The following is a 26,974-nucleotide window of genomic DNA, read 5'->3' as shown; positions in this document are numbered from 1 at the left end:
GATCCGTCGCGCGACGCCCCAGCGCCCTCCCGACGCGCTGCGTCCCGGCCGATCACGGCCGCAGCAGCCAGACGTGGAAGCTGCGGAAGGTCCCGAGGAGCGAGCGGATCCGGATCCGATCGCCCGGCATGACGTCGCGCAGCGGCACGCGGATCTCGGACCAGCGGCCCGCGGGGCGCTCGGGCACCTCGACGCGCGCCTCGCCGCCCGCGTCGCGCAGGGCCGCGACGCCGAGCGCGATCGGACCGCCCCCGTCGGTGCGCAGCGCGAGCACGGCAGGCCCCCGGGCGATCGCGGCGGCGGCGTCGATCGTGAACGACTGCTCGCGCCCCTCGGGGATGAGCCTGCCAGCGTCGAACCGCGGCGCGCTGTCGCCGCCCGCGCCGTCGCCGCCGCCCGGCAGCACCGCGCCGATGACCCAGCCGCCGCGCGGCGACGGGAAGGCGTAGCCGTGGGCCCGCTCGTCGACGAGATCGGCGATGTCCACCTCGTCGATGACCCCGGCGCGGCGCTCCCCCGGCGGGGCGAGCGCCGACCAGTCCGCCTCGTAGATCACCTTCTCGTCCGCGGCGCAGATGACGTTGTCGTCGATCTTCACCGCGTCGACGCGCCGGCCGAAGACGTCCGCGAGGCCGCCCCACCAGGACGGGTACAGGGCGAAGACGTCCGGCCGCTCGGCCGGGTCGAGCCGCTCGATGAGCTCGACCACGGCGGGCACGCCGTGCACCGAGGCCCGCGCGAACGGCATCCCCCGGTACCCGCCGAGGCCGAGCCCGTCGATGGCGGGGATGCCCGACAGGTACGGGATCGCGCCCGCGTCGCCGAGGAGCACCCGCCGCGGCGCTCGGGGCCCACGCGCGCGCGCGGCGATGCGCCGCGCGACCTCGACGTGCTGGCCGGCGATGTTCGCCGAGGCGCGGGCGAAGTGATCGATCTGCCGCGCGAAGCCCGCGGACGGCGCGGCGAGCGCCGCGACCGCGAGCGCCGCCGCGACGCCCGCCGCGAGCCGGCCCCGCCGCGCGAGCGCCTCGGCCCCGAGCGCCGCGGCGAGGAGCAGCATCGCGAGCGACGGGGCGGCGTAGCGGAGGTTCTGGTACCGCGCCGTCGCGTTGAGCGCGACGAGCAGCAGCGAGCCGTAAGCGCCGAGCAAGAGCGGCACGGCGACGCGCCGCGAGCGGCGATCGAGCGCCGCGACCGCGCCGAGCAACGGCAGGACGAGGGAGAGCCACGGGCCGCCGAGGGCGCTCTCCAGCGCCTGCACCCGCAGCGCGGCGAGGTTCTTGATCACCTCCACGGCCTTCTCGAGCGGCGTGGGGTACGGGTTCGAGAGGAGGAGCTTGCGCACGGCCCCGGCGGCGCCCCACTCGCCCGTGAAGGCGCGGTTCGCGGCCGCGTGCGCGCCGAGGAGCAGCGCGGTGGGCAGCGACGCGCGCGCGAGCGACGCGGCCGCGCCGAGCGAGCCCGCGGCGTGGGCGACGGCGACGGCGAGCGGCGCCGCCAGGGTGATCGCCTCGGGCCGCGTCGCGACGAGCAGCGCGGCGAGGAGCCCCGCCCGGAGCTGCTCGGCCGGGCGCCGCGCCGGCGGGGCGAGCTCCGCGCGCCGCACCGCGACGAGCGCCCGGCCCAGCACGGCGCCGAGCAGCGCGACCTCCATGCCGGAGAACCAGCTCCAGTCGAGCAGCGGCACGGCGACGACGAAGAGCGGCGCGATCCAGCCGACCCAGCCGACCCAGCGGGACGAGGCGGCGCCGGGGCCGCCGCGCGGCTCGAGGAGCCGCCGGAGCGAGCGGCACAGGTCGAGCAGCGCGGCGCAGGCGAGGAGCGCGGCGAAGAGGCCGAGCCAGGCGCCGCGGAAGCCGAGCAGGTACCCGGGCGCGAGGGCGAGGGGGTACGTCAGGCTGGTCCCGCCCGAGGAGTAGCCGTTGCCAGGGATCCACGAGAACGGGTGGCCCAGGGCCGCGGCGCGGGCGAAGCCGAAGTGGATGTAGACGTCGTCGAGCGGCGCCGGCCAGGCGCCGCCCGTCGTCTCGAGCGCGGGCCCGTAGAACGCCGCGGCCGCGCCGAGGACCGGGATGGCGGCGCTCGCGTGCCACAGGAGCAGCCTGATCCAAGGCGCGCGCCTCACGGCCCGGCCGGTACCACGAAGGGGCGGGGACCGGGCGGCAATTCTGGCTAGACTGCGGGCCATGGTGCTCAGGGCTGTGGTGGATGAATCGGTGGACGCCGCCCACTGGGAGGCGGTCGAGGAGGCGGCCGAGCTCCTTCAGGAGGAGCAGGTCCAGGAGGCGCTCGTCGCGCTGCGCGACGTGATCAAGGCCTCGCCGTCGAACCCGTACGCGTACAACCTGCTCGGGCACGCGCTCTACGAGCTCGGCCAGCTCGAGCCGGCGCGCGACGCCTACCGCGCCGCCGTGCGGCTCGCGCCGAGCTTCCTCGGGGCGCGGGTGGCCCTGTCGCACGCGCTCCGGCGCCTCGGCGACACCGACGGGGCGATCGCGCAGGCGAAGGAGGCGCTCCGCCGGTTCCCGAAGGACGGCGAGGCGATGCACGCGATGGGGCTCGCCTACGCGGCGCGCGGCAACCGTGCGCTCGCTCGCAAGCACCTCCAGGGCTTCCTGGACGCGGGCCCGGAGGTCGAGGCCGCGATGGAGGTGCGCCAGATCCTCGAGATGCTCGGCGTCGGGGACGACGACGAGCCGCTCCAGTTCGAGTAGCCTCTCCCGGGGCGCGCGGCGCGCCTCGGAGGAACGCGATGGCGACCACCCCGCACTTCGATCTCATCATCATCGGAACGGGGCCGGGCGGCGAAGGCGCCGCCATGACGGCCGCGAAGCACGGCAAATCGGTCGCGGCGATCGAGCGCTACACGCGGGTGGGCGGGGGCTGCACCCACTGGGGGACGATCCCGAGCAAGGCGCTGCGCCGCGCGATCTACCACATGAACCTGGTCAACCAGAGCCCCATCTACAAGCGGATGGATGTGGTCCCGGAGTACCCGTTCGCCGAGCTCCTCGCGACGGCGAACCACGTGATCGACGAGCAGGTCGACCTGCGCGAGAGCTTCTACGATCGGAACCGCGTCCAGCTCATCCCGGGGCAAGCCCGCTTCGTCGATCCGCACACGGTCGAGGTCGAGGGCGACGGGGGCCAGCGCCGGCGCTTCACGGCAGACACCTTCGTCGTCGCGACCGGCTCGCGCCCGTACCGGCCGGACGACATCGACTTCAGCCACCCGCGCATCTTCGACAGCGACACGCTGCTGCGCATGGATCAGACCCCCCGCAGCATCACGATCTTCGGGGCGGGCGTCATCGGCTGCGAGTACGCGTCGATGCTGCGCAACATGCAGATCGCCGTGAACCTCGTGAACACGCGCGCCCATCTCCTGGAGTTCCTCGACGACGAGATCACCGACGCGCTCGGGTACCACTTCTGCGACAAGGGGATCCGCGTCCTCAACGGCGAGGAGCACGAGAAGGTCGAGGCCACCAAGGAGGGCGTCGTGCTCTCCCTGAAGAGCGGGAAGAAGCTCCGGAGCGACGTCTTCCTGTGGGCGAACGGGAGGACGGGCAACACGGCCGATCTCGGCCTGGAGAACCTCGGGATCACGCCGAACAAGCGCGGTCAGCTCGAGGTCAACGAGACCTTCCAGACGAGCCAGCCGCACATCTACGCGGTCGGCGACGTCGTCGGCTTCCCGGCGCTCGCGAGCGCGAGCTACGACCAGGGCCGGTTCGCGGCCAGCCACATCTGCGGCGACGCCGACGAGAAGCTGGTCCGGGACATCCCCACGGGCATCTACACGACGCCGGAGATCTCGTCGCTCGGCAAGAGCGAGCGCGAGCTCACGGCGGCGAAGGTGCCCTACGAGGTGGGGAAGTCGACGTTCAAGACGCTCGCCCGCGCGCAGATCACGGGCCAGCAGGTCGGGATGCTGAAGCTGATCTTCCACCGCGAGACGCTCGCGCTGCTCGGGATCCACTGCTTCGGCGAGAACGCCGCGGAGATCATCCACATCGGGCAGGCGATCATGTCGCAGCCGGCGCCGAACAACACGATCCGGTATTTCGTGAACACGACGTTCAACTACCCCACCATGGCCGAGGCCTACCGGGTGGCGGCGCTCGACGGGCTCGGGCGGGTGTTCTGAGGGGGCGCGCTCGGGGTCGGCGGTTGCAAGCGGGCGGCGCCGCGGGGATACTCCCGGTAGGAGCACGCTGTCATGGCCGCCGCTGCACCCCTCCTCGCCCCCCCTGCTGAACGCGCCGAAGCGGTCGCGGCAAGCGGCTCGGAAGACCAGCTCTTCGTCGTCCATGACGTCTCGTGGGAGGAGTACGAGGGCCTCCTCGCGGCCCTCGGCGACCGCGCAGGCGTGCGGGTGACGTACTGCGAGGGAGTGCTGGAGCTGATGAGCCCGGGAGGACCGCACGAAGGGCGGAAGAAGATCCTGGCCCGCCTCGTCGAGGCCTACGCGGAGGAGGCGGAGCTGCCGCTCAGCGGGTACGGCAGCATGACCGTCCGCGAGCGGCTCGTGAAGCGGGGGGTGGAGCCGGACGAGTGCTACGTGCTCGGGACGGTGGAGGATGGGGACATCCCGGAGCTCGCGATCGAGGTCATCGAGAAGAGCGGGACGATCGACAAGCTCTCCGTTTATGCGGGGCTCGGCGTGCCCGAGGTCTGGTTCCTGAAGAAGGGGAAGCTCTCGCTCCACCTCCTCGGCCCGGAGGGCTACGCCGAGGCGGAGCGGAGCCGGTTCTTGCCGGGGCTCGACATCACGGCGCTGACGGAGTTCATGGTGCGCCAGGGAGACCAGACGGCCGTGGTGCGCGCGTGGCGAGCGATGCTCCGGGAGCGCGGCAAACGGTGAGCGCGGCCCGCTGAGCGGCGACGGGCCAGCTCCTTCGCTACGCCCCGCCCCTCCCCCGCGCCGCGCACGCCGCGGCGATCGCCTCCGCCCCGGCCTCCCGCGCCGCGATCTCGCACGCGCGCCACGCCGCGAGCCGCTCCGGCGCCGCCGCGCCGCGCGCCGCCGCCGCGACCCGCGCCTCGACCGAGCGCGCGAAGGCGTCGAGCGCCGCCTCGTCCCCGCACTCCGACAGGAGCACGCCCAGCGTGAGCGCCGCGTGCGCGACCTGCCGCTCCGCGCCCGGGTACATCGCCTCCGCGAGCGCCTCGGCGAGCGCCGGCAGGTCGCGGCGCGCCGCGGCCTCGCGCGCCCGCACCTCGGGCGACGCGGCCTCGGCCCCCGCGACGCCGACGCGCCGCTCCAGGTAGCCCACGAGCGAGCGGGCGACGCGCTGGAACGAGGCGAGCCCGTCGGTCGGCACCTCCAGCACGCCGCCCCCGGCGCGCGCGCCCGCCGCGTCGAGGTCGAGCACGATCACGAGATCCTCCCGCTCCCCGACGACCAGGAGGTCGCGCTCCCAGTCGAGCGAGCGCTCCTCCGTGAGCCACGCCGTCGCCCGCGCGAGCTCGCCGCGCGGCAGGATCTGCGTGCCGTCCGGGAGCGCGAGGCCGTCCGCCACCGCGTAGAGCGCCGCGACGTCCGGCGGCTCGGCCAGATCGAGCGGCCACGCGCCCGCGGCCGCCTGGGGCCGCGCCTCCACGCCGGGGTGCGCGAGCAGCGCGGCGACGCGCGACGCGAGATCCGAGGCCGCGCTCACGGCGCCGGCACCCGCCCACGCGGCGCGTCCGCGAGGCTCTGGAGGAAGCCGTGCGCCTGGGCGGCCGCCGCGGGCACGTCGAAGACCACGAAGTGACCGTCGCTCCCCTCGGGGACCGGCCACTGCGCGAGCACCCCCGAGGCGCGGCCGCCGGCGAGGTTCCCCGCGAGCCCCTCGGGCGGCACCTCGACCGGCGCGGGGCCGCCGAAGCCGTACTCGCGGATCCAACGCTGCGCGGGCGACTGCAGCGGCAAGCCCATCGCCAGCGCGTGCATCTCGATGCCGCGCGGCGGCGCGTACGTGTCGCCGCTGCCGTCCGGGTTGATGCCTTCCGTCATGTAGATGCTCTTCGGCGCGAAGCCGTCGCGGGGCGCGACGAACAGCCGCGCAGCGTAGTGGATCGGATCGACCACGTCGACGATCGACTGCGCGAGCGAGATCGCGGGGTGGAACTCGTTCACCTCCCCCTCCTCGTCGCCCATGAGCCCGAGGAAGACCGCCTTGACGAGCGCCGCGATGCTCGGCGGCGGGTTCGTCTTCTCGAGCAGGGTGATCGACATGACCGCCGACGCCCCGGAGAGCACCCCGCCCCGCGCCGAGTCGTCGGCCGCGAGGTAGAGCGGGCCGTTCAGCCCGCCCTGGGAGTGCCCGAAGAACAGGATCTTCGACGGGTCGAACCGGATCTCCTCCCCCGTGCTGGACACGCCGGCGGGCACGGTCATGCGCGACTCGGTGAAGAGGCGCGCCCGCTGCACCTCGTCGAGCGCCGACTGGCGCGCGTTCGTGCGCGCCGCGTACACGTTCTGCACGTTGTAGAACAGCGGCCCGGCCTGCGCCGCGTCCTGGGGCGCCTCCGGGCGCGCGCCGTGGAAGATCTGGTCGACGCCCATGACCGCGAGGCACCGCTCGGCGAGCGCGACGCCGGTGTGGCTGCGGACGTAGGAGCGGTAGTCGCCGCCCGTTCCGTGGGCGTAGAGCACGACGGGGTAGCCGGCCTCCGGCATCGGGCAGCGGCCCGCGGCGGGGACCGTGATCGAGAAGCGCAGGTCGAAATAGCCGGCGATCACCGGCTCGCCGGCCTTGCTCGCGAAGCCGCCGCCGTCGGCGTGGGTCGCGTACGGGGCCCGGCCGATCTGGTAGCTCGGGGACGGCCCGTACACGCCGGCGTACTCGTCCCACGACGGCGCGCGCTTCACGAGCCGCCACAGCGCGGGCCGCGCCTCCGGCGGCGGGACGCTCGCGAGCAGGTGATCGCGCAGCGCGAAGAGCTCCGCGGTCGGGTCGGCGGTGGTGAAGACCGCGAGGTGGGCGATCCGCGCGCGCTCGACGCCGGCCGCCTCGATCTCGTCGACCGCCGGCGCGAGGGCCGCCCGCGCGGCCTCGACGTCGGCGCCGGCCGGGTCGATCCCGAGCGCCTGCCGCAGCTCGGGGCTCGCCTCGACGCGGCCGCCGCCCTCGCCGCGCAGCGCGTCCGTCACGACGAGCGCGTACCGGGTCCGCGGCCGCAGCGGGAAGCCCATCACGGGCATGAAGGCGAGGGTGTTCTCCGGCCAGTAGACCCCGGCCTCGCGCCGGAAATGGACCGAGATCGGGCGCCGCTCTCCGCGCGCGGGCGAGCCCGGATCGACGTCGATGAGCTGCACCGACCCGACGGGGCTCATGGCGAACGCGGGCGTCTCGGGGAGCGAGGAGACGTCGATCGGCCCGGCGAAGCGCAGGTACCCCGCCGCCGCCGGCGAGAACCCGTCGAGGACCGAGTCCATCTCGCCGACGTACTCGTCGAGGAGCCTGAGCCGCCGCGGGTTGGGGTAGCCGTCGAGCCGCACCGCGCCGCCCTCGCGGCGCAGATCGCTCGGCCACGGCGCGTCGAAGAACCGCGCCCCGCGGAGCTCGACGAGGTGCGCCGGCGAGACCCAGATCGACGAGACGCTCGGGCGCGCGTCGCCGCAGCCGAGCGCTGCGACGAGCGACGATGCCGCGATCGTCGCCGCGGCGGAGGAGGCACGCATCCGGAGATAGTGGCGCACGGGCTCGTCGAGATCGACGGCCGGAACGCGCGCGGCGCAGCCGGACAGGCAGAGCGCGACGCGCTGATCGGCTCGCTTCGTCGCGGACGCGCTCGCCTGCGCCACGGACGCGCTCGCCTGCGTCTCGGACGCGATCGTCGCGGAGCGCACGACACGCCCGCGCCGTCCGCGTTTCAGGCGCTCCGCACGGCCATGTCGCGGCCGCCGCGCCGGACAAGCCGGGCGATCCGGGCAAGCCGCGCCATCGTGCGGCCGGCGGCCGGCGCGACGATGCGCCCGAAACGGCACGCCCGAAGCGCAGGCGGCGCGCCGCGGCGAGGGTGACTTCGGCCTGTGCTTCATATATATATGATTTAGGTGCTCCACATGTCCCTGGAAGGTAGGATCGCGCTCGTCACGGGTGGGGGTCGCGGCATCGGCCGCGCGATCGCCGAGCGGCTCGCGCGGGACGGCGCGCGCGTCGCCGTCGCGGGCCGCACGCAGGCCGAGATCGACGAGACGGCCGCGGCCGTCGGCGGCGTCGCCGTCCGGCTCGACGTGGGCGATCGCGAGGGCGCGCTCGCCGCGCTCGCCGGGCTCGAGGCCGAGGTCGGTCGCGTCGACGTGCTCGTCAACAACGCGGGCGCGGCCGAGAGCGCGCCGTTCGACAGGACCACCGACGCGCTCTGGGACCGCATGCTCGCGGTCAACGTGACCGGCGCCTTCGCGCTGTGCCGCGCCCTGATCCCGAAGATGATCGCGCGCGGGTTCGGGCGCGTCGTCAACGTCGCCTCCACCGCGGGGCTCGCCGGCTGCGCCTACTCGACCGCGTACTGCGCGTCGAAGCACGCCATGGTCGGGATGACCCGCGCCATCGCGCTGGAGATCGCCCGGACCCCGGTCACCATCAACTGCGTCTGCCCCGGGTGGGCGAACACGAGGATGGCGGACGAGGCGATCGCCCGCATCGCCGAGAAGACGGGGCGGGGCGAGGACGCGGCGCGGCGGGCGCTCGAAGCGATGTCGCCCCAGGGCCGGATGGTCGAGCCCGAGGAGGTCGCGCTCGTCGTGGCGATGCTCTGCAGCGACGAGGCGCGCAGCATCCACGGCCAGGCGATCCCGGTCGACGGCGGGCAGGTGATGCGGTGAAGGGCGGCCTCGAGATCGTGCAGCCGGCCGGGTGGCCCGCGCCGCGCGGGTACGCGAACGGCGTCGTGACGCGCGGCCCGACGCTGCACGTCGCGGGGCAGATCGGGTGGGACGCCGCGTCCGGGCAGATCCCGAGCGACGACCTGGCCGAGCAGTTCGCGCTCGCGCTCGACAACGTGCTCGCCGTCGTCGCGGCCGCCGGCGGCGCGCCGGGCGACGTCGCGCGGATGACCGTCTACGTGACCGACCTGGAGGCGTACCGGCGCTCGCGCGCCGCGATCGGCGCCGCGTGGCGAGCGCGGTTCGGCAAGCACTTCCCGGCGATGGCCCTCGTCGGCGTCGCGGGGCTCGTCGAGCCGCGGGCGCTCGTGGAGATCGAGGCCGTCGCGGCGCTCGTCGAGCCGCGCGCGCTCTCGGGCGGGGGCGCCACGGCGGGCGCCGCGCCCGTCGGCGACGAGGGCGGCCCGTGAGGCGCGGGGCGCCGGCGAGGCGCCCGCTCGCCGCGGCGCCCCCGCCCGAGAGCGCGCGCGGCGATCAGGCCGCCGTGCGCGCCTGGGTGCGCATCCTCGCGGTCCACAAGCGCGCGCTCGCGGCCATCCGCGAGGACCTGGAGCACGAGATGACCCTCCCGCGCTTCGACCTCCTCGCGAACCTCGTGCGCAGCGACGGGCAGACGCTCGCGTCGCTCTCCCGCAGCATGCTGGTCACGGCGGGCAACCTCACCGGGCTCGTCGACCGCGCGGCGCGCGACGGCATGGTCGAGCGGCGGGCCGACCCGAGCGACCGCCGCGCCTGGCGGGTGCACCTCACCCCCAAGGGGCAGCGCGCGTTCCGCGACGCCGAGCGGCGCCACGCCGCGCGCGTCGCGAAGGTGTTCTCCGGGCTGAGCCCGGCCGAGCTCTCGACCTTGACGCGGCTGCTCGACAAGCTGCGCACCACGCTCCGCGAGCCGGACCTGCCCGTCCCGTCGCGCCCCGGCAGCGCCCGCGCGCACCCAGAGCGCAGCGCCCGCAGCCCGCCGCGGCGCACGCGGACCAAGCCCTGACCGCGAGACCTCGTCCCAGCGCAGCGCACCCGAACCCGAGAGGCCCCGATGACCCTCACCCCCCGCTCCTTCCAGCTCGAGATCGCCCACGGCGTCGCGGAGATCACGCTGAGCCGCCCCGACCGGCTGAACGCCCTCACCTTCGAGATCTACGGCGAGCTCACGGCCACGCTCCGCTCGCTCGAGCGGTCGGCCGCGCGCGCGGTCGTGCTCACCGGCGAGGGGCGCGGCTTCTGCTCGGGCGGCGACGTCGAGGGGATCATCGCCGAGCTGTTCGCGCGCGACGCGCGGGGGCTGCTCGAGTTCACCCGCGTCACCGGCGCGCTCATCCAGAGCATCTGCGAGCTCCGGCGCCCGGTCATCGCGGCGGTGAACGGCGCCGCCGTCGGCGCGGGCGCGGTGATCGCCGCCGCCTGCGACCTGCGCGTCGCCGCGGCGAGCGCCCGCTTCGGGTTCATCTTCCCCAAGGTCGGCCTGTCCGGCGCCGACATGGGCGCCTCCTACCTCCTGCCGCGCATCGTCGGCCACGGGCGCGCCGCCGAGCTGCTCTTCTTCGGCGATCTCATCGGCGCCGACGAGGCGCTCCGCATCGGCCTCGTGAACCGCGTCGTCCCCGACGGCGACGCGCTCCCGCTCTCGCGCGAGTGGGCCGAGCGCCTCGCGCGCGGGCCGGCGTTCGCGCACGCGATCACCAAGCAGATGCTGGAGAGCGAGCGCACGATGGCCCTCGCCGCCGCGATCGAGGCCGAGGCGCAGGCGCAGGCGCTCTGCATGGCGCACCCCGATTTCCGCGAGGCGTACGAGGCGAACAAGGCGAAGCGCCCGCCGCGCTTCGAGGGCGCCGCCCTGGGCGACGCCGCGGCGGCGCCCGCCGAGGACGACGCGGCCCCCACCCCCCGGGCCACCGGCCCGTCGGCGCCCCGCACATGACGAGGCTCGCGCTCTCCTCGGCCGATCTCCCGGTCTTCTTCGAGGAGCGCCACGCGGCCCTCGCCGCGCGGCTCACCCCCGAGGCGCTCGCCCCGCTCGCGGGCGCGCAGGGCCCCGCCGCCGTGGCGCGCTGCATGGGCGAGCCGCTCGGGCTCTACGCGCACCTCGTCCCCGAGGCGCTCGGCGGCGCGCCCGCGGGCGGCGGCCCCGCCGCGGACCCCGCGGCCGTCGACGTGCGATCGCTCGTGCTCATCCGCGAGGCGCTCGGCCAGGTCTCTCCGCTCGCCGACGCGATCTTCGCGGTGCAGGGGCTCGGCTCATACCCGATCGTGCTGGCCGGCAGCGACGCGCAGCGCCGCGCGATCCTGCCCGACGTGCTCTCGGGGCGCCGCATCGGCGCCTTCGCCCTGACCGAGCCCGAGGCGGGCAGCGACGTCGCCTCGCTCCGGACCGAGGCCCGGCGCGAGGGCGACGGGTGGGTCCTCGACGGCGAGAAGGTGCTGATCTCGAACGTCCCGCTCGCGCACCACCTGGTCGTCTTCGCGCGCACGGGCGAGGGCCGCGCCGGGATCACGGCGTTCCTCGTCGACAGCGGCGCGCCCGGCGTCGCCGCGGAGCCGCTCCCCATGTCGGTCCCGCACCCGATCGGCCGGCTCCGCTTCGACGGCTGCCGCGTGCCGGACGGCGCGCGCCTCGGCGAGGTGGGCGGCGGCTACAAGCTCGCGATGCGGACGCTCGACGCCTTCCGCATCTCGGTCGGCGCGGCGGCGAACGGCATGGCGGCGCGCGCGCTCCGCGAGGCGATCGCGCACGTCACGCGCCGCCGGCAGTTCGGCGCGCCGCTGTCCGAGCAGCAGATGGTGCGCGCCTACCTCGCCGAGATGGCGACCGAGCTCGACGCGGCGCGCCTGCTCGTGGCCCGCGCCGCCCACAAGCGCGACACCGGCGGCGCGACGGCCCGCGTCTCGACCGAGGCGGCCATGGCGAAGATGTTCGCCACCGAGGCGGCGCAGCGGATCATCGATCGCGCGGTCCAGCTCCACGGGGGCCTCGGGGTCGTCGAGGGGACCGAGGTCGAGCGGCTGTACCGCGAGATCCGGCCGCTGCGCATCTACGAGGGGACGACCGAGATCCAGAAGCTCATCATCGCGAAGGGGATCCTCGATCGCGCCGCCGCGGAGCTCGCGGCGGGCGAGCCCGCCCGCGGCGAGGCGCGGTAGCGATGTGGAAGCCGCCGGAGCGGATCCGCCACGCCCTGCCCCGCGACGAGCCCCCGACCGCGGACGAGGCGGCGCGCGCGCGCCTCTTCTCGCCGCTCCGGCTCGCCTCGGGCCTCGAGCTCGCGGAGCGCTCGTGGGTGCCGGCGATGGTCCCCTGGCGGGCGACGGAGGACGGGCTCGTCACGCGGGACGTGCTCGACTGGTACGGCCGCTTCGCCGACGGCCAGCCCGGCGCCCTCGTGGTCGAGGCGACCGGCATCCGCGACGTGCCGAGCGGGCCGCTGCTCCGCGCCGGCCACGATCGGTTCATCCCGGGGCTCGCGGAGCTCGTCCGGACGGTGCGCGCCCGGAGCGCGGGCCGCACGCGCGTGCTCCTCCAGCTCATCGACTTCCTCCGCATTCGCAGGCGCCCGACCAGGGAGAGGTTCCTGCGGCAGTTCCTGGAGATCACCGGCGCGCACCGGCGCGCCCTCGCCGAGGCGCTCGTCGAGCCGGGGCTCGAGGGCGCCCCGGAGCCCGAGGTGCGCGAGCGGCTGCTCGCGCTCGACGACGCGCGGCTCGAGGCCGTGCTCGCGCCGCGCGAGCTCGAGGCGCTGCGCTTCGGCGAGCGGGAGCGCGTGACCGACGTCGCGCTCCCCCACATCCGCGACCTGCCGCGCGCGCTGCCCGGCCTCTTCGCCGCGGCCGCGGCGCGGGCGCGCGAGGCGGGCTTCGACGGGGTGGAGCTCCACTACGCCCACGCCTACACGATGGCCTCGTTCCTCTCCGCGCTGAACACCCGGACGGACGGCTACGGCGGCGACCGCGAGCGCCGCGCGCGCCTCCCGCTCGAGGTCTACGCGGCCGTGCGCGCCGCCGTGTCCTCCCGCTTCGCGGTGGGCTGCCGCTTCCTCTGCGACGACGTCATCGCCGGCGGCAACCGGGTCGACGACGCGGCGTTCTTCGCGATCGCCTTCGCGCGCGCCGGCATGGACTTCCTCTCGCTCTCGACCGGCGGCAAGTTCGAGGACGCGAAGCAGCCCAAGGTGGGCGAGGCCGCGTATCCCTACACCGGCCCGAGCGGGTACGAGTGCATGCCGACGGCGCTCTCGGACGCGGCCGGCCCGTTCGGGCGGCAGGTGCCGAAGCAGGCGCGGGTCCGGCGGGCCGTGCGCGAGGCCGGCTTCGACACGCCGGTCGTCGTCGCGGGCGGGATCTGCACCTTCGCGCAGGCCGAGGCGATCCTCGCGGCCGGCGACGCCGACCTCATCGGCGCCGCCCGGCAGACGCTGGCCGACCCCGACTGGTTCCTGAAGCTGCGCCTCGGCCGCGGCGGCGAGGTGCGCCGCTGCATCTACTCCAACTACTGCGAGGCGCTCGATCAGCGGCACCGGCCCGTCACGTGCCAGCTCTGGGATCGCGAGGGGCTCGACGAGCCCGGCGTCGCGACGACGGACGGGGGGAAGCGGCGGCTCACGGCGCCGCGGTGGAGGCGAGAGGAGGCGTGACCATGAGCGCACCGACATTTCCCGAAGAGTTCAACCTCGCCGACTACTACCTGTTCGACCGGCTGCGCGAGGGGCTCGGCGACAAGGTCGCGCTGCTCTTCGGCGATCAGCGGCACACCTACGCCGACGTCGCCGAGCAGGTCCGCCGGCTCCGCGGGCACCTCGCGGTCGAGGACGTGGCGCGCGAGCAGCGGGTGCTCATCGTCCTGCACGACTCGCCCGCGTTCGTCTGGGCCTTCTTCGCGGCGCTCCACCACGGCGCCGTCGTGGCGATGGGCAACCCCGAGGCGCCGGCCGCCGACCTCGCGTACCTCGTCGAGTACACGCGGGCCGCGGCGGTCGTCACGATCCCGCGCGTCGCCGAGGCGATCCAGGGCGCGCTCGCGGCGGCGGACCTCCGGACGCTCGTCCTCGTGCCGGAGGTCCCGACCGGCGGCGACCTCGAGGCCGACCTCGCCGTCTCGCCGGCCCTCGGTCAGCTGCGGGGCATCTCGCTCCGCGACGCCCTCGCGCAGGGGCGCGCCGCCCTCGTGCCGCGGAGCGCGCCGGTCGTCCCCCGCCCCACGCGGCGCGACGACGTCGCCATCTGGCTGTTCACGTCCGGCTCGACCGGCAGGAGCAAGGCGGCGATCCACACGCACCGCGATTTCGCCTTCAACACCGAGCGCTACGCCAAGGCGACCGTGGGCTACCGCAGCGACGACGTCACCGTCTCGGTGCCGCGCCTCTTCTTCGGCTACGCCACGGGCACCAACCTGCTGTTCCCGTTCGCGGTCGGCGCGACCGCCGGCCTCTTCGTCGAGCGCCCGACGCCCGAGTCGCTCGCCCGGTACATCGAGCGCTACCGCCCCACCGTGGTCACGAACGTCCCGACGATGATGGGCAAGCTGCTCGACGACGACGACGCCCGCGCCGCGCGCGGCGAGCCGCGCCTCGACCTGTCCAGCGTCCGCTTCCACCTCTCCGCGGGCGAGGCGCTGCCGCCCGCGCTCCTCGAGCGCTTCCGCGCGCGGTTCCAGGCCGACGTCTACGACGGCATCGGCTCCGCGGAGATGTTCCACATCTACTGCACGAACCGCCCCGGCGACGTGCGCCCCGGGTCGCTCGGCCGCGCCGTGGAGGGGTACACGATCAAGATCCTCGCCTCGGACGCGATCGGCCCGGGCGCGCCGGAGCTCCCGCCGGGCGAGACCGGCGTCATGTGGGTGAAGGGCGACTCGGTCGCGCTCGGCTACTTCCAGGATCGCGACAAGAGCTGGAGCACCTTCCACGGCCACTGGTGCCGCACCGGGGATCTCTTCCGCATGGACGCCGAGGGCTACCTCTGGTTCAGCGGCCGCGCCGACGAGCTGCTCAAGGTGGGCGGCGTCTGGGTCGCGCCGACCGAGGTGGAGGAGTGCCTGACCGAGCACCCCGCCGTCAGCCTCGCCGCCGTGATCGGCGCCGAGGAGGCGGGCCTCGTGAAGCCGAAGGCGTTCATCGTGGTCCGCGACGACGCGCGCGGCCGCGTCGCCACCGAGCGGGGGCGGGCCGAGCTCGCCGCGGAGCTCAAGGCGTTCGTGAAGGACCGGCTGAGCAAGCACAAGTACCCGCGGTGGGTCGTCTTCGTCGACGACGTCCCCAGGAACGACCGCGGCAAGGTCGATCGCAAGGCGCTCCGGCAGCGCGAGGCCGCCGGCGAGAACCCGGCGGGCCTGTAGGCGTGCAGCCCGCGCCGCGCCTCGCCGAGCTCACGACGGCCGAGCTCGCCGCGCTCCTGTCGGGCGGCGCGCCGTGCGTCGCGCTCGTGCCGGTCGGGTCGGTGGAGCCGCACGGCCCGCACCTGCCGCTCGGGACGGACACGCTCATCGGCGAGGCCGCGGCCGAGCGTGCCGGCCTGCGGCTCTGGGAGCGGGGCGTCGCCGCGCTCCTCGCGCCGCCCGTCGGCTACGGCGTCACCGATTTCGCGGCGGGCTTCGCGGGCGCGATCTCGATCCCGGCGCCCGCGCTCACCGCCTTCCTGCGCGCGGTCGCGGAGGCCTACCTGTCGGCCGGCCTGGCCCACGTCTGCTTCATCAACAACCACCTTGAGCCGGAGCACGACCGCGCCGTGCGCGCCTCCGTGAGCGACTTGCCCCCGGGCCGCGGCTCGGTGGCCTGCCCCCTCGCGCGCCGCTGGGCGCGGACGCTCTCCGCCGAGTTCCGGAGCGGCGCCTGTCACGCCGGCCGCTACGAGACCTCGCTCGTCCTCGCCGCGGCCCCCGCGCTCGTCCGGAGGGACATCGCCCTGGGCCTGCCCGATCTCGAGGTGAGCCTGTCGGAGGGCATCAAGGCAGGGGTGAAGCGGTTCAGCGACCTGGGTATGGACGCCGCCTACACCGGCGCTCCGCGCGCGGCCTCGGAGGACGAGGGCCTCGCGCTGCTCGATCTCCTCGCGGCGATGATCGTCACCGAGGTCGAAGAGGGCCTTTCCAGGGCCGCCGGCCCCGACTCCGCGCCTGGGCAGGGCAGCAGCGCGTGATTTAGCGGCCTGAACAGGTAAGTGGTCAGACTGGCACGCGGGTAGGCAGAGGCAATCAGGCCTGCCTCCTCACCCCCGCGCACACGCACCTTGCCGGTAAAATTCCACCAGTGCGCCGCGCGCCCCGGCAAGTCCTGGCAGCCCGGGTAGCCCGAGGACGCGCCCGTGAGCGGCATCACAAAAATGAGCAGGCGGGGGCTCGACAAGCGCTGGCGATTGGCGCAATAATGTCTCTTTTTGTCTCAACACGACTCGTGCTCTCACAAGGTTTCTCATCACAAATCTCGATTCGCGATTGACGTATTCCTTTTAAAGACGTACAACGGTATCGTTTTCCTCGCGCGCTGATCGAACCCAGAACGATCCGACCGTTGGCCTGACATAGGTGATCACTCACGGCGCGCAGGCAGAGAATGAGTTTGGCGGGGGCGCTCTCTGGCGCTCCAGCGCGACGGCGTCACTATTGGCCTCGCTGGCGGGCTCGCCCGGCGATGCGGATCGGAGAGCATCATGAGGAATCGCACGTTCGTGAGCGGGAATCGGCATCTTCTCCTGGCCTACCTCGCCGCGGCGTCCGGCGCGGCGGCCGCCGGGTGCGTCGGCGGGCCGGGCGCGGGCGACGAGCTCGTCGACGAAGCGCAGCAGGCGGTGACGACCTGCGTGACGCTCCAGCGCGCCGGGACGACGGGCACGGTCAAGGATGTGACCATCCATGAGTCGTCTCGCAGCTATGCGGACAATGGTCCCAACATGAATGTTGGCATGACCTCCGCGGCGACCCCGACGCGGATGTTCGGGCTGATGGCGTTCGACCTCTCGTCCATTCCCTCTGACGCCAGCATCATCTCGGCGAACCTCGCCGTGAACCTCGGCGGTGCGACCGCCGAGGTGGTCCGCGTACACCGGGTCACGCTGCCCTGGGAGGAGACCACCGCGAAGTGGAGCACGCACGCGGAGGCATGGGATCCTGGGGTCCTCGGGACCATCACGACGAGCGGGGGATTCGCCTACGGCTACCAGACGGTCAGCATCACGGACCTCGTGCAGAGCTGGGTGAACGGCACCGTCGCGAACAACGGCGTTCTCTTCGAGCAGACCGCGAATACCACCGATATCCGGACCAGCGAGAACACGAACGCCGTCGGGGATGAGCGGCGTCCGAAGCTCACGGTCTGTTATGACAGCGCGACGGGCTCCGGATCGAGCACCACGGCCTCCAGCACGTCCGCTTCCAGCACCTCCGCTTCCAGCACCTCCGCTTCCAGCACCTCCGCTTCCAGCTCGGGCTCCGGCGGCGCCGGGGGTGCCGGCGGCGCGGGCGGCGCCGGGGGTGCCGGCGGCGCGGGCGGCGCCGGGGGTGCCGGCGGCGCGGGCGGTGCCGGGGGTGCCGGCGGCGCGGGCGGTGCCGGCGGCGGAGGCGGGGGCGGCGTGCCCGGCCTGCCGATCAGCTGCAGCAGCAACACGCCGGGCGCCGGCGCGAACTGCGGCCTCGCGGGCAGCGACAACTGCTGCTCGACCCTGCCGGTCCCGGGTGGGACGTTCAACCGGCTCAACCACCCGAGCTACCCCGCGACGGTCAGCGACTTCTACCTCGACAAGTACATGGTCACGGTCGGGCGCTTCCGGCAGTACATCGAGCGGACCGGCGGCCCGACGCAGGCCAACCCGCCGCCCGCCGGCGCGGGCGCCCACCCGAAGATCCCGAACAGCGGCTGGGATCCGACGTGGAACTCGAAGCTCACGGCCAGCACGGACGCGCTCCGGACGGCGCTCATCTGCGAGCAGTGGGACTGGCCGTCGTGGAGCAACACCCCAGGAGCCGAGGAGAAGAAGCCGATCGTCTGCGCGACGTGGTACGAGCTGTTCGCGTTCTGCGCGTGGGACGGCGGACGGCTGCCGACGCAGGCGGAGATCAACTACGTGTCTGCAGGCGGCAACGAGCAGCGCATCTATCCCTGGGGCGGCACGAGCGTCGAGGACATCGAGATCGACGACGCCTCGTGGTGCTGCCAGGGCGACGGAAGCGTCGCGGGCGCCTGCAAGACGTCGTATCCCTCGCTCTACCCGTGCAGCGAGAGGGACCTCACCGAGGTCGGCAAATTCCCGAACGGCACCGGGCGCTGGGGCCACATGGACCTGGCCGGCAACGCGTACAAGGCCACCCGCGACGGCTCGGATATCTATCAGCTGCTGGTGCCCTGCAACGACTGCTCGCGGCTCGACAACAATTCTGCCACGCGCTTCATGCACGGCGGCAGCTTCCTGGCCGCCGGGTTCAAGCAAACGACGGATTATCAGGTCTCCTACCGGAACGACGATCGCCGCTACTACGTCACCGCGATGTGCGCGCGCGACCTGTGAGCTGACGTCCGCCGGGCGCGGGCCCGCCGCGCCGGTCCCCGCGCCTCCGCCGGCGGCCCCTCGCCTCCGCCGGCGGCCCCTCGCCTCCGCCGGCGGCCCCTCGCCTCCGCCGGCGGCCGGGCCGCCGGCGGAGGCGAGTTCCAGACGAGCGCCTCGGCCAGCGAGGCGCCCGCTCCCGAGCCCGCGCACTCCTGAATCCCTCGAACTTGGCCCTCCCCCGCGCCTCTTGATACGCGCGCTCCATGCGCGTGCGAGGCTTTCTCCTGCTGCCAGCGATGGCGTTCTCGACGCTCAGCGTGAGCTGCCCGCGCCCTGCCTCCGAGCCGACGGCGTCGCCTGCGCCCGCGCCTGCGCCCGCATCCGCGGTCACCGCGCCGCTCGCCGGAGCGGCCCCCTCGGTCGCTGCCCCGGCGCCCCCGGCCGCCGCGGAGGACCCGGCGCCGGCCGGCGCGGGCGTCACGGCGGTGCCGGGCGCTGAGGCGGCGGCGCCGAGCGGCGACCCGCTCGCCTTGCCGGCGCTGCCGCCGGAGCTCGTGGATGACGGATCCGACAGGCTGCCCGAGCTGGATCCGCCTCCGGTCACCTCGCCGACGGCGGCCGAGGAGGTCCACGAGCTCGCGAGCATCGCCCGGGAGACCTGGATTTTCGCCGAGCCGCGCTGGACAAGCCGGCGTATCGGATACCTGCGCGCCGGCGCCATCGTCGCGCGCCGGCCGGAGCCGTCCGGCAGGGAGTCGTGCGGCGGGGGCTGGTACCGCATCGAGCCGAGCGGCTATGTCTGCATCGGCGCAAGCGCGACGCTGAACATCCACGATCTCGCGGTCGAGGCCTCGTCGCGCCGCCCGGTCCGCCGGTTCGCTTTGCCCGCGTTGCCGACCGTCCGCGGCGAGGCCGCGCCGGCCGCGCCGAGCGCCGGCGAGAGCGCGCCGACCGCCGTGCAGCCGGGCGAGGCCGCTCCGAATGCCATGCAGCCGGGCGAGGTCGCGCTGGCCGCCATGCAGCCGGGCGAGGCCGCCCCGAATGCCATGCAGCCGGGCGACGCCGCTCCGAATGCCGTGCATGCGGTCGATACCGCGCCCGCCGCGCCGGAGGCGCTCGACGCTGCGGCCCTCCTCGGCGGGCTGCCCTACACGTACGTGATGTCGCGCTCCCCCACCCCGCCGCTGTACGCGCGCCTGCCGAGCGAGGACGAGCAGCGCAGCGCCGAGCCCGACCTCGGCGGGCACCTGCTCCGCGCCGCGGTCGCCGCGCGCGCGCCGGACTTCGTCGCCCCGCCGCCCCCCGACGCGACCCCTTCCGTCCTGCTCTACGGCCGTCCCGCGCCCGGCCTCGCCGGCGACCGCCGTTCGCCCGACGCGCTCGTCCTCGGCCGCGCCCGCACGCGCTCCGGCTTCGCGCTGCTCTCGACCTTCGATCACGACGGGCGCCGCTTCGGCCTGACCACCGACCTCACCGTCCTGCCGCTCGACCGCACCCGCGTCATCCGGCCGAGCGCCTTCTCCGGGCTCCTGCTCCCCGAGGGCGTCGCCCTGCCCGTCGCCTTCGCCCGGCGCCGCCACGCCGCGCGCCTCGTCCCGGGCGAGCGCGGCGGCCTCGCCCGCGCCCCGCTCCGCTTCCGCGAGGCGATCCCGCTGTCCGGCGCCTCCCGGCGCGTCGCCGGCGTCGACTACCTCGAGGCGCGGGACGGCTCGCTCGTCCGCGCCGACGACATCGTGCGCGTCGATCCGCTCCCGAGGACCCCGGCGTGGGCGGTGCGCGGGCGCAAGTGGATCGACGTCTCGATCAACCAGCAGAGCCTGGTCGCCTACGAGGGCGCTCGCCCGGTCTACGTGACCCTGGTCTCGACCGGAGCGGACGGCCTCGGCGACCCCGAGACGACGCGCTCGACCATCCAGGGGCTGTTCCGCATCCACACGAAGCACGTCACCGTCACGATGGATGGCGACGAGGAGGAAGAGGATCCCTTCGATTTCCGCGACGTGCCGTTCGTCCAGTACTTCACCGGGGGCTTCGCGTTCCACGCCGCCTACTGGCACGACGATTTCGGCACCGCGCGCAGCCACGGCTGCGTGAACCTCTCGCCGCTCGACGCCGCCTGGCTGTTCGAGTGGACGACCCCCGAGGTGCCGGCCGACTGGCACGGCGCGCTCTCGCTGCGGAAGGGCACGCTCGTCTCCATCCGCCCCTGATCCGGCGGCGCGCGCCGGCGCTCTGCCCTTCCGTCTTCCGCGCCGTCCGAAGGCACGCTACACGCTGGCGTCATGGCCACGCAGGAGCCCGTCTCGCTCGATCAGCTCATGGCGATCGATCCGCTGCTCTCCGACGAGGAGCGCATGGTCCGCGACTCCGTCCGCCGCTTCGTGCGCGAGCGGTACCTCCCGCGCGCCGCGGACCTGTTCGCGCGGGAGGAGTTCGCGACCGACCTGATCCCCGAGATCGCCGCGCTCGGCCTGCTCGGGGGCTCGCTGACCGGCTATGGCTGCGCCGGCATGAACTCGGTCGCTTACGGGCTCGCGCTGCAGGAGCTGGAGTACGGCGACAGCGGCCTGCGCAGCTTCGTCAGCGTCCAGGGCTCGCTGGCGATGTATCCGATCTGGAAATACGGCTCCGAGGAGCAGAAGCAGCGCTGGCTGCCGAGGATGGCCTCGGCCGAGCTGATCGGCTGCTTCGGCCTGACGGAGCCCGACAGCGGCTCGGACCCGAGCTCGATGAAGACGCGCGCCCGGAAGGACGGGAGCTCGTATGTGCTCACGGGCACGAAGATGTGGATCACGAGCGCGCCGATCGCGGACCTCTGCGTGGTGTGGGCCAAGGTGGATGACGGAGGCCCCGAGTCGATCCGCGGCTTCGTGGTGGAGCGGGGGATGAAGGGGCTGGAGACGCCGCTCATCCACGGCAAGATGAGCCTGCGCGCGAGCCCGACCGGGGAGATCGTCCTGAACGAGGTGCGCGTCCCGGAGGAGAACGTGCTGCCGGGCGTGGTCGGCCTGAGGGGCCCGCTCGGCTGCCTGACGCAGGCGCGCTTCGGGATCGCGTGGGGGGCGCTCGGCGCCGCGCGCGCCTGCTACGAGACGGCCGTGTCGTACGCGCGCGAGCGCGTCCAGTTCGGCCAGCCGATCGCGTCGCGGCAGCTCATCCAGGCGGAGCTCGTGGAGATGGCGACGGAGATCGCGAAGGGGCAGATCATGGCGCTGCACTTCGCGCGGCTGAAGGACGCGGGCGGGATCAGCCCGGTGCAGGTGTCGCTGTGCAAGCGGAACAACGTGGGCTGGGCGCTCAAGATCGCGCGGACCGCGCGGAGCGTGCTCGGCGCGAACGGGATCCTGCTCGATTATCCGGTGGTCCGGCACATGCTCAACCTGGAGAGCGTGTACACGTACGAGGGCACCGACGAGGTGCATTGCCTGATCCTCGGGAACGCGATCACGGGGCACAACGCGTTCTGAGGGGGCCTTCGGGCGGTCCGAGCGGGCTGAGCCGACGAGGCGCCGAGGACGCCGGGGGAAGAACAAGGGGAAGAAGGGCGCTGAAGAGCGCTTCTCGCATCTTCTTCTCTCCTTCTCTCCCTTTCGTCGTGGCGGTCACCCCATGTCTCTTTCGAGCTCCGCCGAGCGCCGCGCCGGCGCGTGGATCGCGCGTGCGAGCGCGAGGAACGCGCCGAGCGCCGCGGACACGAGCGCGTCGCGCCGGCGGATGAACACGGTCGCCGTACGCCCCTTGTTCGCCGGAAGGGGGTGAATCGAGAGATCGGCGCCGAGCGCGCTGCGCGCGACCACCGCGCGCGGGAGCATCGTGATCCCGATACCGGCCGCCACGCAACCGAGGATTCCGTCCAGCGTCCCGAACTCGAGCAGGCGCGTCGCCACGAGCCCCTTTCCCGCGAGGAGCGCCTCGAGCCGCTGGCGGTACGAGCACCCCGCCCGGAACACGACGATCCTCGCCCCCCCTTCGCGCGGCACCCACGTGGGCCACGCGGCGGGCGCCACGACGACGAGCTCCTCCTCGATCAGCTTCTCCTCGACGAGCTCCTCGTGGCGTACGGGGCCGACGACGAGCGCCCCTTCCAGCCGGCGCCCCAGCACGTCCGCGGTCAGGCTGGCCGTCGTGCCCGTGCGCAGCGCGATGTCGACCCGCGGATGCGCGCGGTGGTACGCGGAGAGGACGGGCGCGAGGCGCAGCGCCGCCGTCGTCTCCAGCGAGCCGAGCGCGAGCGTCCCCACGGGCTCGTCGCCGCGCCGGACGATCTCCTCCGCCTCGGTGAGCAGCCGCCCGACCTGCAGCGCATACGGCAGGAGCTGCTTCCCCGCGCCCGTCAGCATCACGCCGCGCCGGTGCCGCTCGAAGAGCCGGACGCCGAGCTCCTCCTCGAGGTGACGCACCCGCGCCGTCACGTTGGACTGCACGGTGCGCAGCTCGAGCGCAGCCTTGCCGATGCCGCCCGTGCGGGCGACCGCCTCGAAGACGCGCAGATCGGACGAGTTCATGGCATCGCCTCTGGCATCACCATGAACGATGGCTCGCATCAAATCAAATCACTGCAAGCGATACATGGAAGGCGCTACCCCTGTGCCAGTCAACCCACGGGAGCGTAGTCATGAGCAAACTTGCGAGCCTCCTCGGCATACGTCATCCGATCGTGCAGGCGCCGATGGCGGGCGGGATCACGACCCCCGAGCTCGTCGCCGAAGTGTCGCGCGCCGGCGCGCTCGGCTCCGTCGGCGCGGCGTACATGACGCCGCAGGCGATCGAGGCGATCTGCGCCGATATCCGGGCGCGGACCACCGCGCCCTTCGCGGTGAACCTGTTCGCGCCCCAGGCCCCGAAGCCGTCTTCGCCCGAGGTCGTCGCCGAGACGGCGCCGGTGCTCGACGCGCTCCGCGCGGAGCTCGGGCTGCCGAGCGAGACGGCGCCGCCACAGATCCAGGGGCGCTTCGAGGCGCAGCTCGACGCGGTGCTCCGGTGCCGCCCGGCGGTGTTCAGCTTCACCTTCGGCCTGCTCGCGCCGGAGCACCTGCGCGCGCTCCGCGCGGCGTCCATCGTCGTCATCGGGACGGCGACCACGGTCGATGAGGCCGTGCTGCTCGAGGAGGCGGGGGTCGACGCGATCTCGGCGCAGGGGGCCGAGGCGGGGGCGCATCGCGGCACCTTCCACGGCTCGTTCGAGGACGGCCTGGTCGGCACGATGGCGCTCGTGCCGCAGGTGGCGGCGCACGTCCGCGTCCCGGTGCTCGCCGCGGGCGGCATCATGAACGGGCGCGGCATCGCGGCGGCGCGCGCCCTCGGCGCCGCGGGGGCGCAGCTCGGGACCGCGTTCCTCGGCTGTCCCGAGGCGGGGATCTCGCCCGCCTACCGCGCCGCGCTCCGCTCGGACGCCGCGCTGCGCACGGTCGTCACGCGCGCGTTCACGGGGCGGCCGGGGCGCGCGATCCGGAACCGCTTCACCGAGGCGCTCGAGGGCCGGCGAACGCCGCCCTTCCCGGAGCAGCACCGGAGGACGCTCGACCTCCGCGCGGCGGCCGCCAAGCAGGGGCGCGCGGACCTGATGCTGCTGTGGGCGGGCCAGGGGGCGCCGCTCGTGCGCCCGATGCCCGCGCGGGAGCTCGTCGAGACGCTGATGCGGGAGATGCGGGAGAGCTGGCCGGGCGCGGCCTGTTGACCTGTCGCCGCCCCTACCCCGCCTTCCCCGCTGCCTTCCTTCGCAGCCCCACCAGGAAGATCTCCACGCTGTTCGCCCGCGTGCCCTCGGGCCGGATGCTCCGGACCTCCTCGCACAGGTTCCGCAGCGCGTCGCGGGCCTTCACGAAATCCTCGCTCATGAAGATCTTCCCGACGAACGCGCCGCCCGGCGCGAGCAGCGCCTCGGCCACGGCCACGGCGCGCATGAACAGCTCGTAGCTCCGCGCCTGGTCGGCGATCTTGCTGCCGCTCGTCGCGGGCGCCATGTCCGAAAGCACCACGTCGTACGGCGCGAACTGCGCGAGCGCCTCGTTCGTCAGCGACAGCGCGTCCCCCTGCACCACCGTCGCCTGCGGGCCGAACGCCGCCGTGATCGGCGACAGATCCACCGCGAGGAGCTTCCCCGCCGCGCCGATCCGCTGCGCCGCGTACATCGACCACGAGCCGGGCGCCGCGCCCAGGTCGAGCACGCGCTGGCCAGGGCGGAGCAGCCGCACCCGGCGATCGATCTCCTCGAGCTTGAAGACGCTGCGCGCAGGGTAGCCCTGCGCCTTCGCCGCCTTCGTGAAGGCGTCCGGGCGCTTGTACGGGTTCTTGGGCTTCTGCGGCACGGTGCGACCGGAGGGCGCCGCCGGCGGGGCGCGCGCGCTTCCTCAGAGGCGCGCGTTCTCCACCAGCGGCGCGTGGATCAGCCGATCAGCCGCCCTTCTTCTTGGTCGGCTGCTGCGCCGGCACGGGGAGCCCCTTGCCGCCGCGCTTCTTCACGGCGCCACGGATCGTGACCACCTGGTTCTTCGGGCCGGGGACCGGGCCCTCGATGAGGATGAGGTTGTCCTCGGGGAGGAGCTTCGCGATCTTCAGGTTGAGCGCGCTCACCGTCTCGTCGCCATAGTGGCCGGGCATCTTCAGGCCGGGCAGCGTGCGGCCGGGGGTCATGTTCGTACCGATCGAGCCGCCGTGGCGAAAGTACTCGTGGGTGCCGTGCGAGTTCACCGCGCCGGCGAAGCTCCACCGACGGATGACGCCGCTGAAGCCGCGGCCGCGCGAGCGGCCCTGCGCGTCCACGCGCTGGCCGACCTCGAAGATCTCGTCGACCTTGAGCGCCTGCCCGAGCTCGAACTTCGCCGCGTGCTCGGGGGAGCAGCGCAGCTCGCGCACGACGCGCTTCGGCGTCTGCCCCGCCTTCTTGAACGCGCCCGCGAGCGGCTTCGTCGTGTGCTTCTCCGCCCGCTCGCCGAGGCCGAGGACGAGCGCGCTGTAGCCGTCCTTCTCGAGCGTGCGCTTGCCGACGACGACGCAGCCCGCCTGCACGACCGTGCAGCGCAGGACCTCGCCCGTCTCGCTGAAGATCTGCGTCATGCCGATCTTCTTGCCGATGATGCCGGGATGCTGATTCATGATGCGGTTGCCTCTTCGCTCCGTCTGGGGTGGCTCGGACTGCCTCCGCGCGCGCGGCACGCCGCGGGCGCGATCCCCTCGGCACGCCTCGGTCACGAGCCGGTTCGGAGCGAAGAACCGGGGCGGTCGCCCGCCGGGTGCGTTGGGGGGCGCAGAGCTTACTCACGGCAAGCCCAAAAGGAAGCGAAAGTTTCCGCTTCAGACGTGGTCCGCCTCACTTTTTGAGCCACCGCGGGCGCGGCAGCCGCCCATGAGCGCGGCGCGCCGTCCCTGAGGGTGCCGCCGCGCGGTGAGCGCGGGGCGAGGCGCGGTGAGCGCAGGGCGAGGCGCGCGCCGCCGCAGCCGAGGCCGCCCGGACATTGTCCGTCTCTCCGGACATTTCCTGACCCTCCCCGGCGTCGCCGCTCCGAGGCGCGGGCCTCAAATTCTGACGTCGGAGGTCATGGATGACAGACATCATCGCTCACGGTGAGCCGCGCGGCGTCGAGCGCCTCATGGATCGTTACTGGTTCCTGCTGAGGGGCGGGGCTCCCGGCGCCGGCGAGGGCGGCGCCGGGGTGGGCGGCACGCAGGTGGTCCGTGACGGCGCGTTCGTCGTGGTGAGCATCGAGGCGACGGCGCTCGGGTGGCCCGAAGGGACGCTGCTCTTCAGGTTCAGGTCGGAGTCGGCGCCCTGCGCCGCGTGCGTCGAGCGCGCGGCCGCGTTCGCGCGCCACCGGACGAACGGCATGCTCGCCGCGAGCGACGTGCGCGAGATGCTGCGCTTCGCCGTGGCCCGCTGCGCCGCCGCGGGCGCCGACCTGGCGCACGCCGCCGCGCCGGCGGCGCGCGTCGACATGGCGCGCGCCGCCGCGCCGGCGGCGCGCGCCGCCGGCTCCCCCGCCGAGCCGGGCCGCGCCGAGGCACCCGCCTCGGGGACGCGCCGCGCGGCGCGGGACGCCGGCGGCGCGCGGCGCTACGACGCCGAGCTCTGGCTCATCCTCTGACCGGTCCGCGCGGCGCCGCGCCCCGACGAGGGCGCGGCCGCGTCACGAGCCGACCACGTTGATGGTCGCCTTGACCATCGCCATCCAGCACTGAAGCACCATCTTCCCTTCCTTCTCCGGGGTGATGGCCACCTCGACCGGCGTGTTGAGCGGCAGGTCCTTCTCGACCTTGAGATCGGGAATCGCGATCGCCTTCAGACACTCGCTCTTCGTCGTCCGCGTGAAGCGCAGCACCACCGGCTCTCCCTTCTTGAGCTCGATCGTCGACGGGGAGAAGCCGCTGTCGTTGACGGCGATGTCGATGCGCTTCACGCCCGCCGGCGCGGCGAGCTCGGCGGCCGCCACCGCCTTCGTCTCCTCGACGGGCTTGCTGCAAGCAGCGCCGGCGAGCGGCGACGACAGGAGGAGGGCGAGCGCGGCGGCGAAGAGCGGGCGACGCATGGTCCGCGCGTTCTTACCCGGCGCCCAGGGAACGTCAAGCCGCGCCCCCCCGGGCATCCGCCCTGGGCGCGCACGCGGCCGCGGAGCGGCGCAACGCAACGCAACGGCGGAG

23 protein-coding genes are annotated in these 26,974 nt (G+C 74.1%); 16 read left to right on the top strand and 7 right to left on the bottom strand.

What is annotated here, in order from left to right:
* Positions 1 to 52 precede the first annotated feature (52 nt).
* A complete protein-coding gene (locus WME98_RS36460; RefSeq protein WP_437946261.1) occupies positions 53 to 2,125 on the bottom strand; it encodes a hypothetical protein in 2,073 nt (690 codons plus the stop codon).
* A gap of 61 nt (positions 2,126 to 2,186) precedes the next feature.
* Between WME98_RS36460 and WME98_RS36455 the strand changes: the two genes are divergently transcribed.
* The 3 genes from WME98_RS36455 to WME98_RS36445 all read left to right on the top strand — a co-directional run bounded on the left by WME98_RS36455 (position 2,187) and on the right by WME98_RS36445 (position 4,867).
* Positions 2,187 to 2,714, top strand: coding sequence for a tetratricopeptide repeat protein (locus WME98_RS36455; protein WP_437337263.1), 528 nt, complete (start codon positions 2,187 to 2,189; stop codon positions 2,712 to 2,714).
* A 38-nt stretch (positions 2,715 to 2,752) separates the two neighbouring features.
* Positions 2,753 to 4,150 (top strand): Si-specific NAD(P)(+) transhydrogenase, encoded by a 1,398-nt coding sequence (sthA, locus tag WME98_RS36450; protein WP_437946260.1) that lies wholly within the window; start codon positions 2,753 to 2,755, stop codon positions 4,148 to 4,150.
* Positions 4,151 to 4,222: 72 nt separating this feature from the next.
* Complete coding sequence (locus WME98_RS36445) at positions 4,223 to 4,867, top strand: Uma2 family endonuclease (protein WP_437946259.1); 645 nt, start codon at positions 4,223 to 4,225, stop codon at positions 4,865 to 4,867.
* Between the two features lie 37 nt (positions 4,868 to 4,904).
* Here the strand turns inward: WME98_RS36445 and WME98_RS36440 are convergent, their stop codons facing one another.
* Positions 4,905 to 5,663 (bottom strand): hypothetical protein, encoded by a 759-nt coding sequence (locus WME98_RS36440; protein WP_437946258.1) that lies wholly within the window; start codon positions 5,661 to 5,663, stop codon positions 4,905 to 4,907.
* A complete protein-coding gene (locus WME98_RS36435; RefSeq protein ID WP_437946256.1) occupies positions 5,660 to 7,840 on the bottom strand; it encodes a hypothetical protein in 2,181 nt (726 codons plus the stop codon). Before WME98_RS36435 ends, WME98_RS36440 begins: the two co-directional genes overlap by 4 nt.
* A gap of 216 nt (positions 7,841 to 8,056) precedes the next feature.
* Here WME98_RS36435 and WME98_RS36430 point away from each other — a divergent pair, with 216 nt between their 5' ends.
* The 11 genes from WME98_RS36430 (at position 8,057) to WME98_RS36380 (ending at position 21,807) form a co-directional block, all read left to right on the top strand.
* Entirely contained in the window at positions 8,057 to 8,818 is a 762-nt protein-coding gene (locus WME98_RS36430) for an SDR family NAD(P)-dependent oxidoreductase (RefSeq protein WP_437946255.1), read from the top strand.
* Positions 8,815 to 9,288 (top strand): RidA family protein, encoded by a 474-nt coding sequence (locus WME98_RS36425; RefSeq protein ID WP_437946253.1) that lies wholly within the window; start codon positions 8,815 to 8,817, stop codon positions 9,286 to 9,288. Before WME98_RS36430 ends, WME98_RS36425 begins: the two co-directional genes overlap by 4 nt.
* Entirely contained in the window at positions 9,285 to 9,863 is a 579-nt protein-coding gene (locus WME98_RS36420) for a MarR family winged helix-turn-helix transcriptional regulator (protein ID WP_437337256.1), read from the top strand. Before WME98_RS36425 ends, WME98_RS36420 begins: the two co-directional genes overlap by 4 nt.
* A 48-nt stretch (positions 9,864 to 9,911) precedes the next feature.
* Positions 9,912 to 10,793: an enoyl-CoA hydratase family protein gene (locus WME98_RS36415; RefSeq protein ID WP_437946252.1), complete on the top strand. Its 882-nt coding sequence runs from the start codon at positions 9,912 to 9,914 to the stop codon at positions 10,791 to 10,793.
* Positions 10,790 to 12,013: an acyl-CoA dehydrogenase family protein gene (locus tag WME98_RS36410; protein WP_437946250.1), complete on the top strand. Its 1,224-nt coding sequence runs from the start codon at positions 10,790 to 10,792 to the stop codon at positions 12,011 to 12,013. Before WME98_RS36415 ends, WME98_RS36410 begins: the two co-directional genes overlap by 4 nt.
* 2 nt (positions 12,014 to 12,015) lie before the next feature.
* Positions 12,016 to 13,500, top strand: coding sequence for an NADH:flavin oxidoreductase (locus WME98_RS36405; protein ID WP_437946249.1), 1,485 nt, complete (start codon positions 12,016 to 12,018; stop codon positions 13,498 to 13,500).
* A gap of 2 nt (positions 13,501 to 13,502) precedes the next feature.
* Complete coding sequence (locus tag WME98_RS36400; protein ID WP_437946247.1) at positions 13,503 to 15,200, top strand: benzoate-CoA ligase family protein; 1,698 nt, start codon at positions 13,503 to 13,505, stop codon at positions 15,198 to 15,200.
* 2 nt (positions 15,201 to 15,202) lie between these two features.
* A complete protein-coding gene (locus tag WME98_RS36395) occupies positions 15,203 to 16,000 on the top strand; it encodes a creatininase family protein (RefSeq protein ID WP_437946245.1) in 798 nt (265 codons plus the stop codon).
* A gap of 510 nt (positions 16,001 to 16,510) precedes the next feature.
* The gene (locus WME98_RS36390; protein ID WP_437946243.1) at positions 16,511 to 18,361 is read left to right on the top strand and encodes an SUMF1/EgtB/PvdO family nonheme iron enzyme; all 1,851 of its coding nucleotides are present in this window, start codon (positions 16,511 to 16,513) and stop codon (positions 18,359 to 18,361) included.
* A 242-nt stretch (positions 18,362 to 18,603) separates the two neighbouring features.
* The gene (locus WME98_RS36385) at positions 18,604 to 20,550 is read left to right on the top strand and encodes a L,D-transpeptidase family protein (protein ID WP_437946242.1); all 1,947 of its coding nucleotides are present in this window, start codon (positions 18,604 to 18,606) and stop codon (positions 20,548 to 20,550) included.
* Positions 20,551 to 20,622: 72 nt separating this feature from the next.
* A complete protein-coding gene (locus WME98_RS36380; RefSeq protein WP_437946241.1) occupies positions 20,623 to 21,807 on the top strand; it encodes an acyl-CoA dehydrogenase family protein in 1,185 nt (394 codons plus the stop codon).
* A gap of 135 nt (positions 21,808 to 21,942) precedes the next feature.
* On the opposite strand, the gene WME98_RS36375 is transcribed toward WME98_RS36380, so the two are convergent.
* Positions 21,943 to 22,845: a LysR substrate-binding domain-containing protein gene (locus tag WME98_RS36375; RefSeq protein WP_437946240.1), complete on the bottom strand. Its 903-nt coding sequence runs from the start codon at positions 22,843 to 22,845 to the stop codon at positions 21,943 to 21,945.
* Positions 22,846 to 22,955: 110 nt separating this feature from the next.
* On the opposite strand from WME98_RS36375, the gene WME98_RS36370 reads away from it, so the two are divergent.
* A complete protein-coding gene (locus WME98_RS36370) occupies positions 22,956 to 24,017 on the top strand; it encodes an NAD(P)H-dependent flavin oxidoreductase (protein WP_437946239.1) in 1,062 nt (353 codons plus the stop codon).
* 13 nt (positions 24,018 to 24,030) lie between these two features.
* Here the strand turns inward: WME98_RS36370 and WME98_RS36365 are convergent, their stop codons facing one another.
* Positions 24,031 to 24,648, bottom strand: coding sequence for an SAM-dependent methyltransferase (locus tag WME98_RS36365; RefSeq protein WP_020734394.1), 618 nt, complete (start codon positions 24,646 to 24,648; stop codon positions 24,031 to 24,033).
* Between the two features lie 85 nt (positions 24,649 to 24,733).
* A complete protein-coding gene (gene rplC / locus WME98_RS36360) occupies positions 24,734 to 25,435 on the bottom strand; it encodes a 50S ribosomal protein L3 (RefSeq protein WP_437946238.1) in 702 nt (233 codons plus the stop codon).
* Positions 25,436 to 25,881: 446 nt separating this feature from the next.
* Here rplC and WME98_RS36355 point away from each other — a divergent pair, with 446 nt between their 5' ends.
* Entirely contained in the window at positions 25,882 to 26,421 is a 540-nt protein-coding gene (locus WME98_RS36355) for a hypothetical protein (protein ID WP_437946236.1), read from the top strand.
* Positions 26,422 to 26,463: 42 nt separating this feature from the next.
* Here the strand turns inward: WME98_RS36355 and WME98_RS36350 are convergent, their stop codons facing one another.
* A complete protein-coding gene (locus WME98_RS36350) occupies positions 26,464 to 26,862 on the bottom strand; it encodes a cupredoxin domain-containing protein (protein WP_061621763.1) in 399 nt (132 codons plus the stop codon).
* Positions 26,863 to 26,974: the final 112 nt, after the last annotated feature.

Source organism: Sorangium sp. So ce296, from assembly GCF_051529605.1.
GTDB classification, from domain to species: Bacteria; Myxococcota_A; Polyangia; order Polyangiales; family Polyangiaceae; genus Sorangium; species Sorangium cellulosum_D.
Note: the sequence above shows the minus strand (reverse complement) of the source record. Positions and strands in the feature narration are given on the sequence as shown.

Bases quoted from the DNA above. Each gene is read 5' to 3' on its own strand.
- WME98_RS36410 (WP_437946250.1), top strand. From the start codon at position 10,790: ATGACGAGGCTCGCGCTCTCCTCGGCCGATCTCCCGGTCTTCTTCGAG.
- WME98_RS36405 (WP_437946249.1), top strand. From the start codon at position 12,016: ATGTGGAAGCCGCCGGAGCGGATCCGCCACGCCCTGCCCCGCGACGAG.
- WME98_RS36385 (WP_437946242.1), top strand. From the start codon at position 18,604: ATGCGCGTGCGAGGCTTTCTCCTGCTGCCAGCGATGGCGTTCTCGACG.
- WME98_RS36415 (WP_437946252.1), top strand. From the start codon at position 9,912: ATGACCCTCACCCCCCGCTCCTTCCAGCTCGAGATCGCCCACGGCGTC.
- WME98_RS36455 (WP_437337263.1), top strand. From the start codon at position 2,187: ATGGTGCTCAGGGCTGTGGTGGATGAATCGGTGGACGCCGCCCACTGG.
- rplC (WP_437946238.1), bottom strand. From the start codon at position 25,435: ATGAATCAGCATCCCGGCATCATCGGCAAGAAGATCGGCATGACGCAG.
- WME98_RS36400 (WP_437946247.1), top strand. From the start codon at position 13,503: ATGAGCGCACCGACATTTCCCGAAGAGTTCAACCTCGCCGACTACTAC.
- WME98_RS36375 (WP_437946240.1), bottom strand. From the start codon at position 22,845: ATGAACTCGTCCGATCTGCGCGTCTTCGAGGCGGTCGCCCGCACGGGC.
- WME98_RS36445 (WP_437946259.1), top strand. From the start codon at position 4,223: ATGGCCGCCGCTGCACCCCTCCTCGCCCCCCCTGCTGAACGCGCCGAA.
- sthA (WP_437946260.1), top strand. From the start codon at position 2,753: ATGGCGACCACCCCGCACTTCGATCTCATCATCATCGGAACGGGGCCG.
- WME98_RS36355 (WP_437946236.1), top strand. From the start codon at position 25,882: ATGACAGACATCATCGCTCACGGTGAGCCGCGCGGCGTCGAGCGCCTC.
- WME98_RS36430 (WP_437946255.1), top strand. From the start codon at position 8,057: ATGTCCCTGGAAGGTAGGATCGCGCTCGTCACGGGTGGGGGTCGCGGC.
- WME98_RS36350 (WP_061621763.1), bottom strand. From the start codon at position 26,862: ATGCGTCGCCCGCTCTTCGCCGCCGCGCTCGCCCTCCTCCTGTCGTCG.
- WME98_RS36390 (WP_437946243.1), top strand. From the start codon at position 16,511: ATGAGGAATCGCACGTTCGTGAGCGGGAATCGGCATCTTCTCCTGGCC.
- WME98_RS36370 (WP_437946239.1), top strand. From the start codon at position 22,956: ATGAGCAAACTTGCGAGCCTCCTCGGCATACGTCATCCGATCGTGCAG.
- WME98_RS36380 (WP_437946241.1), top strand. From the start codon at position 20,623: ATGGCCACGCAGGAGCCCGTCTCGCTCGATCAGCTCATGGCGATCGAT.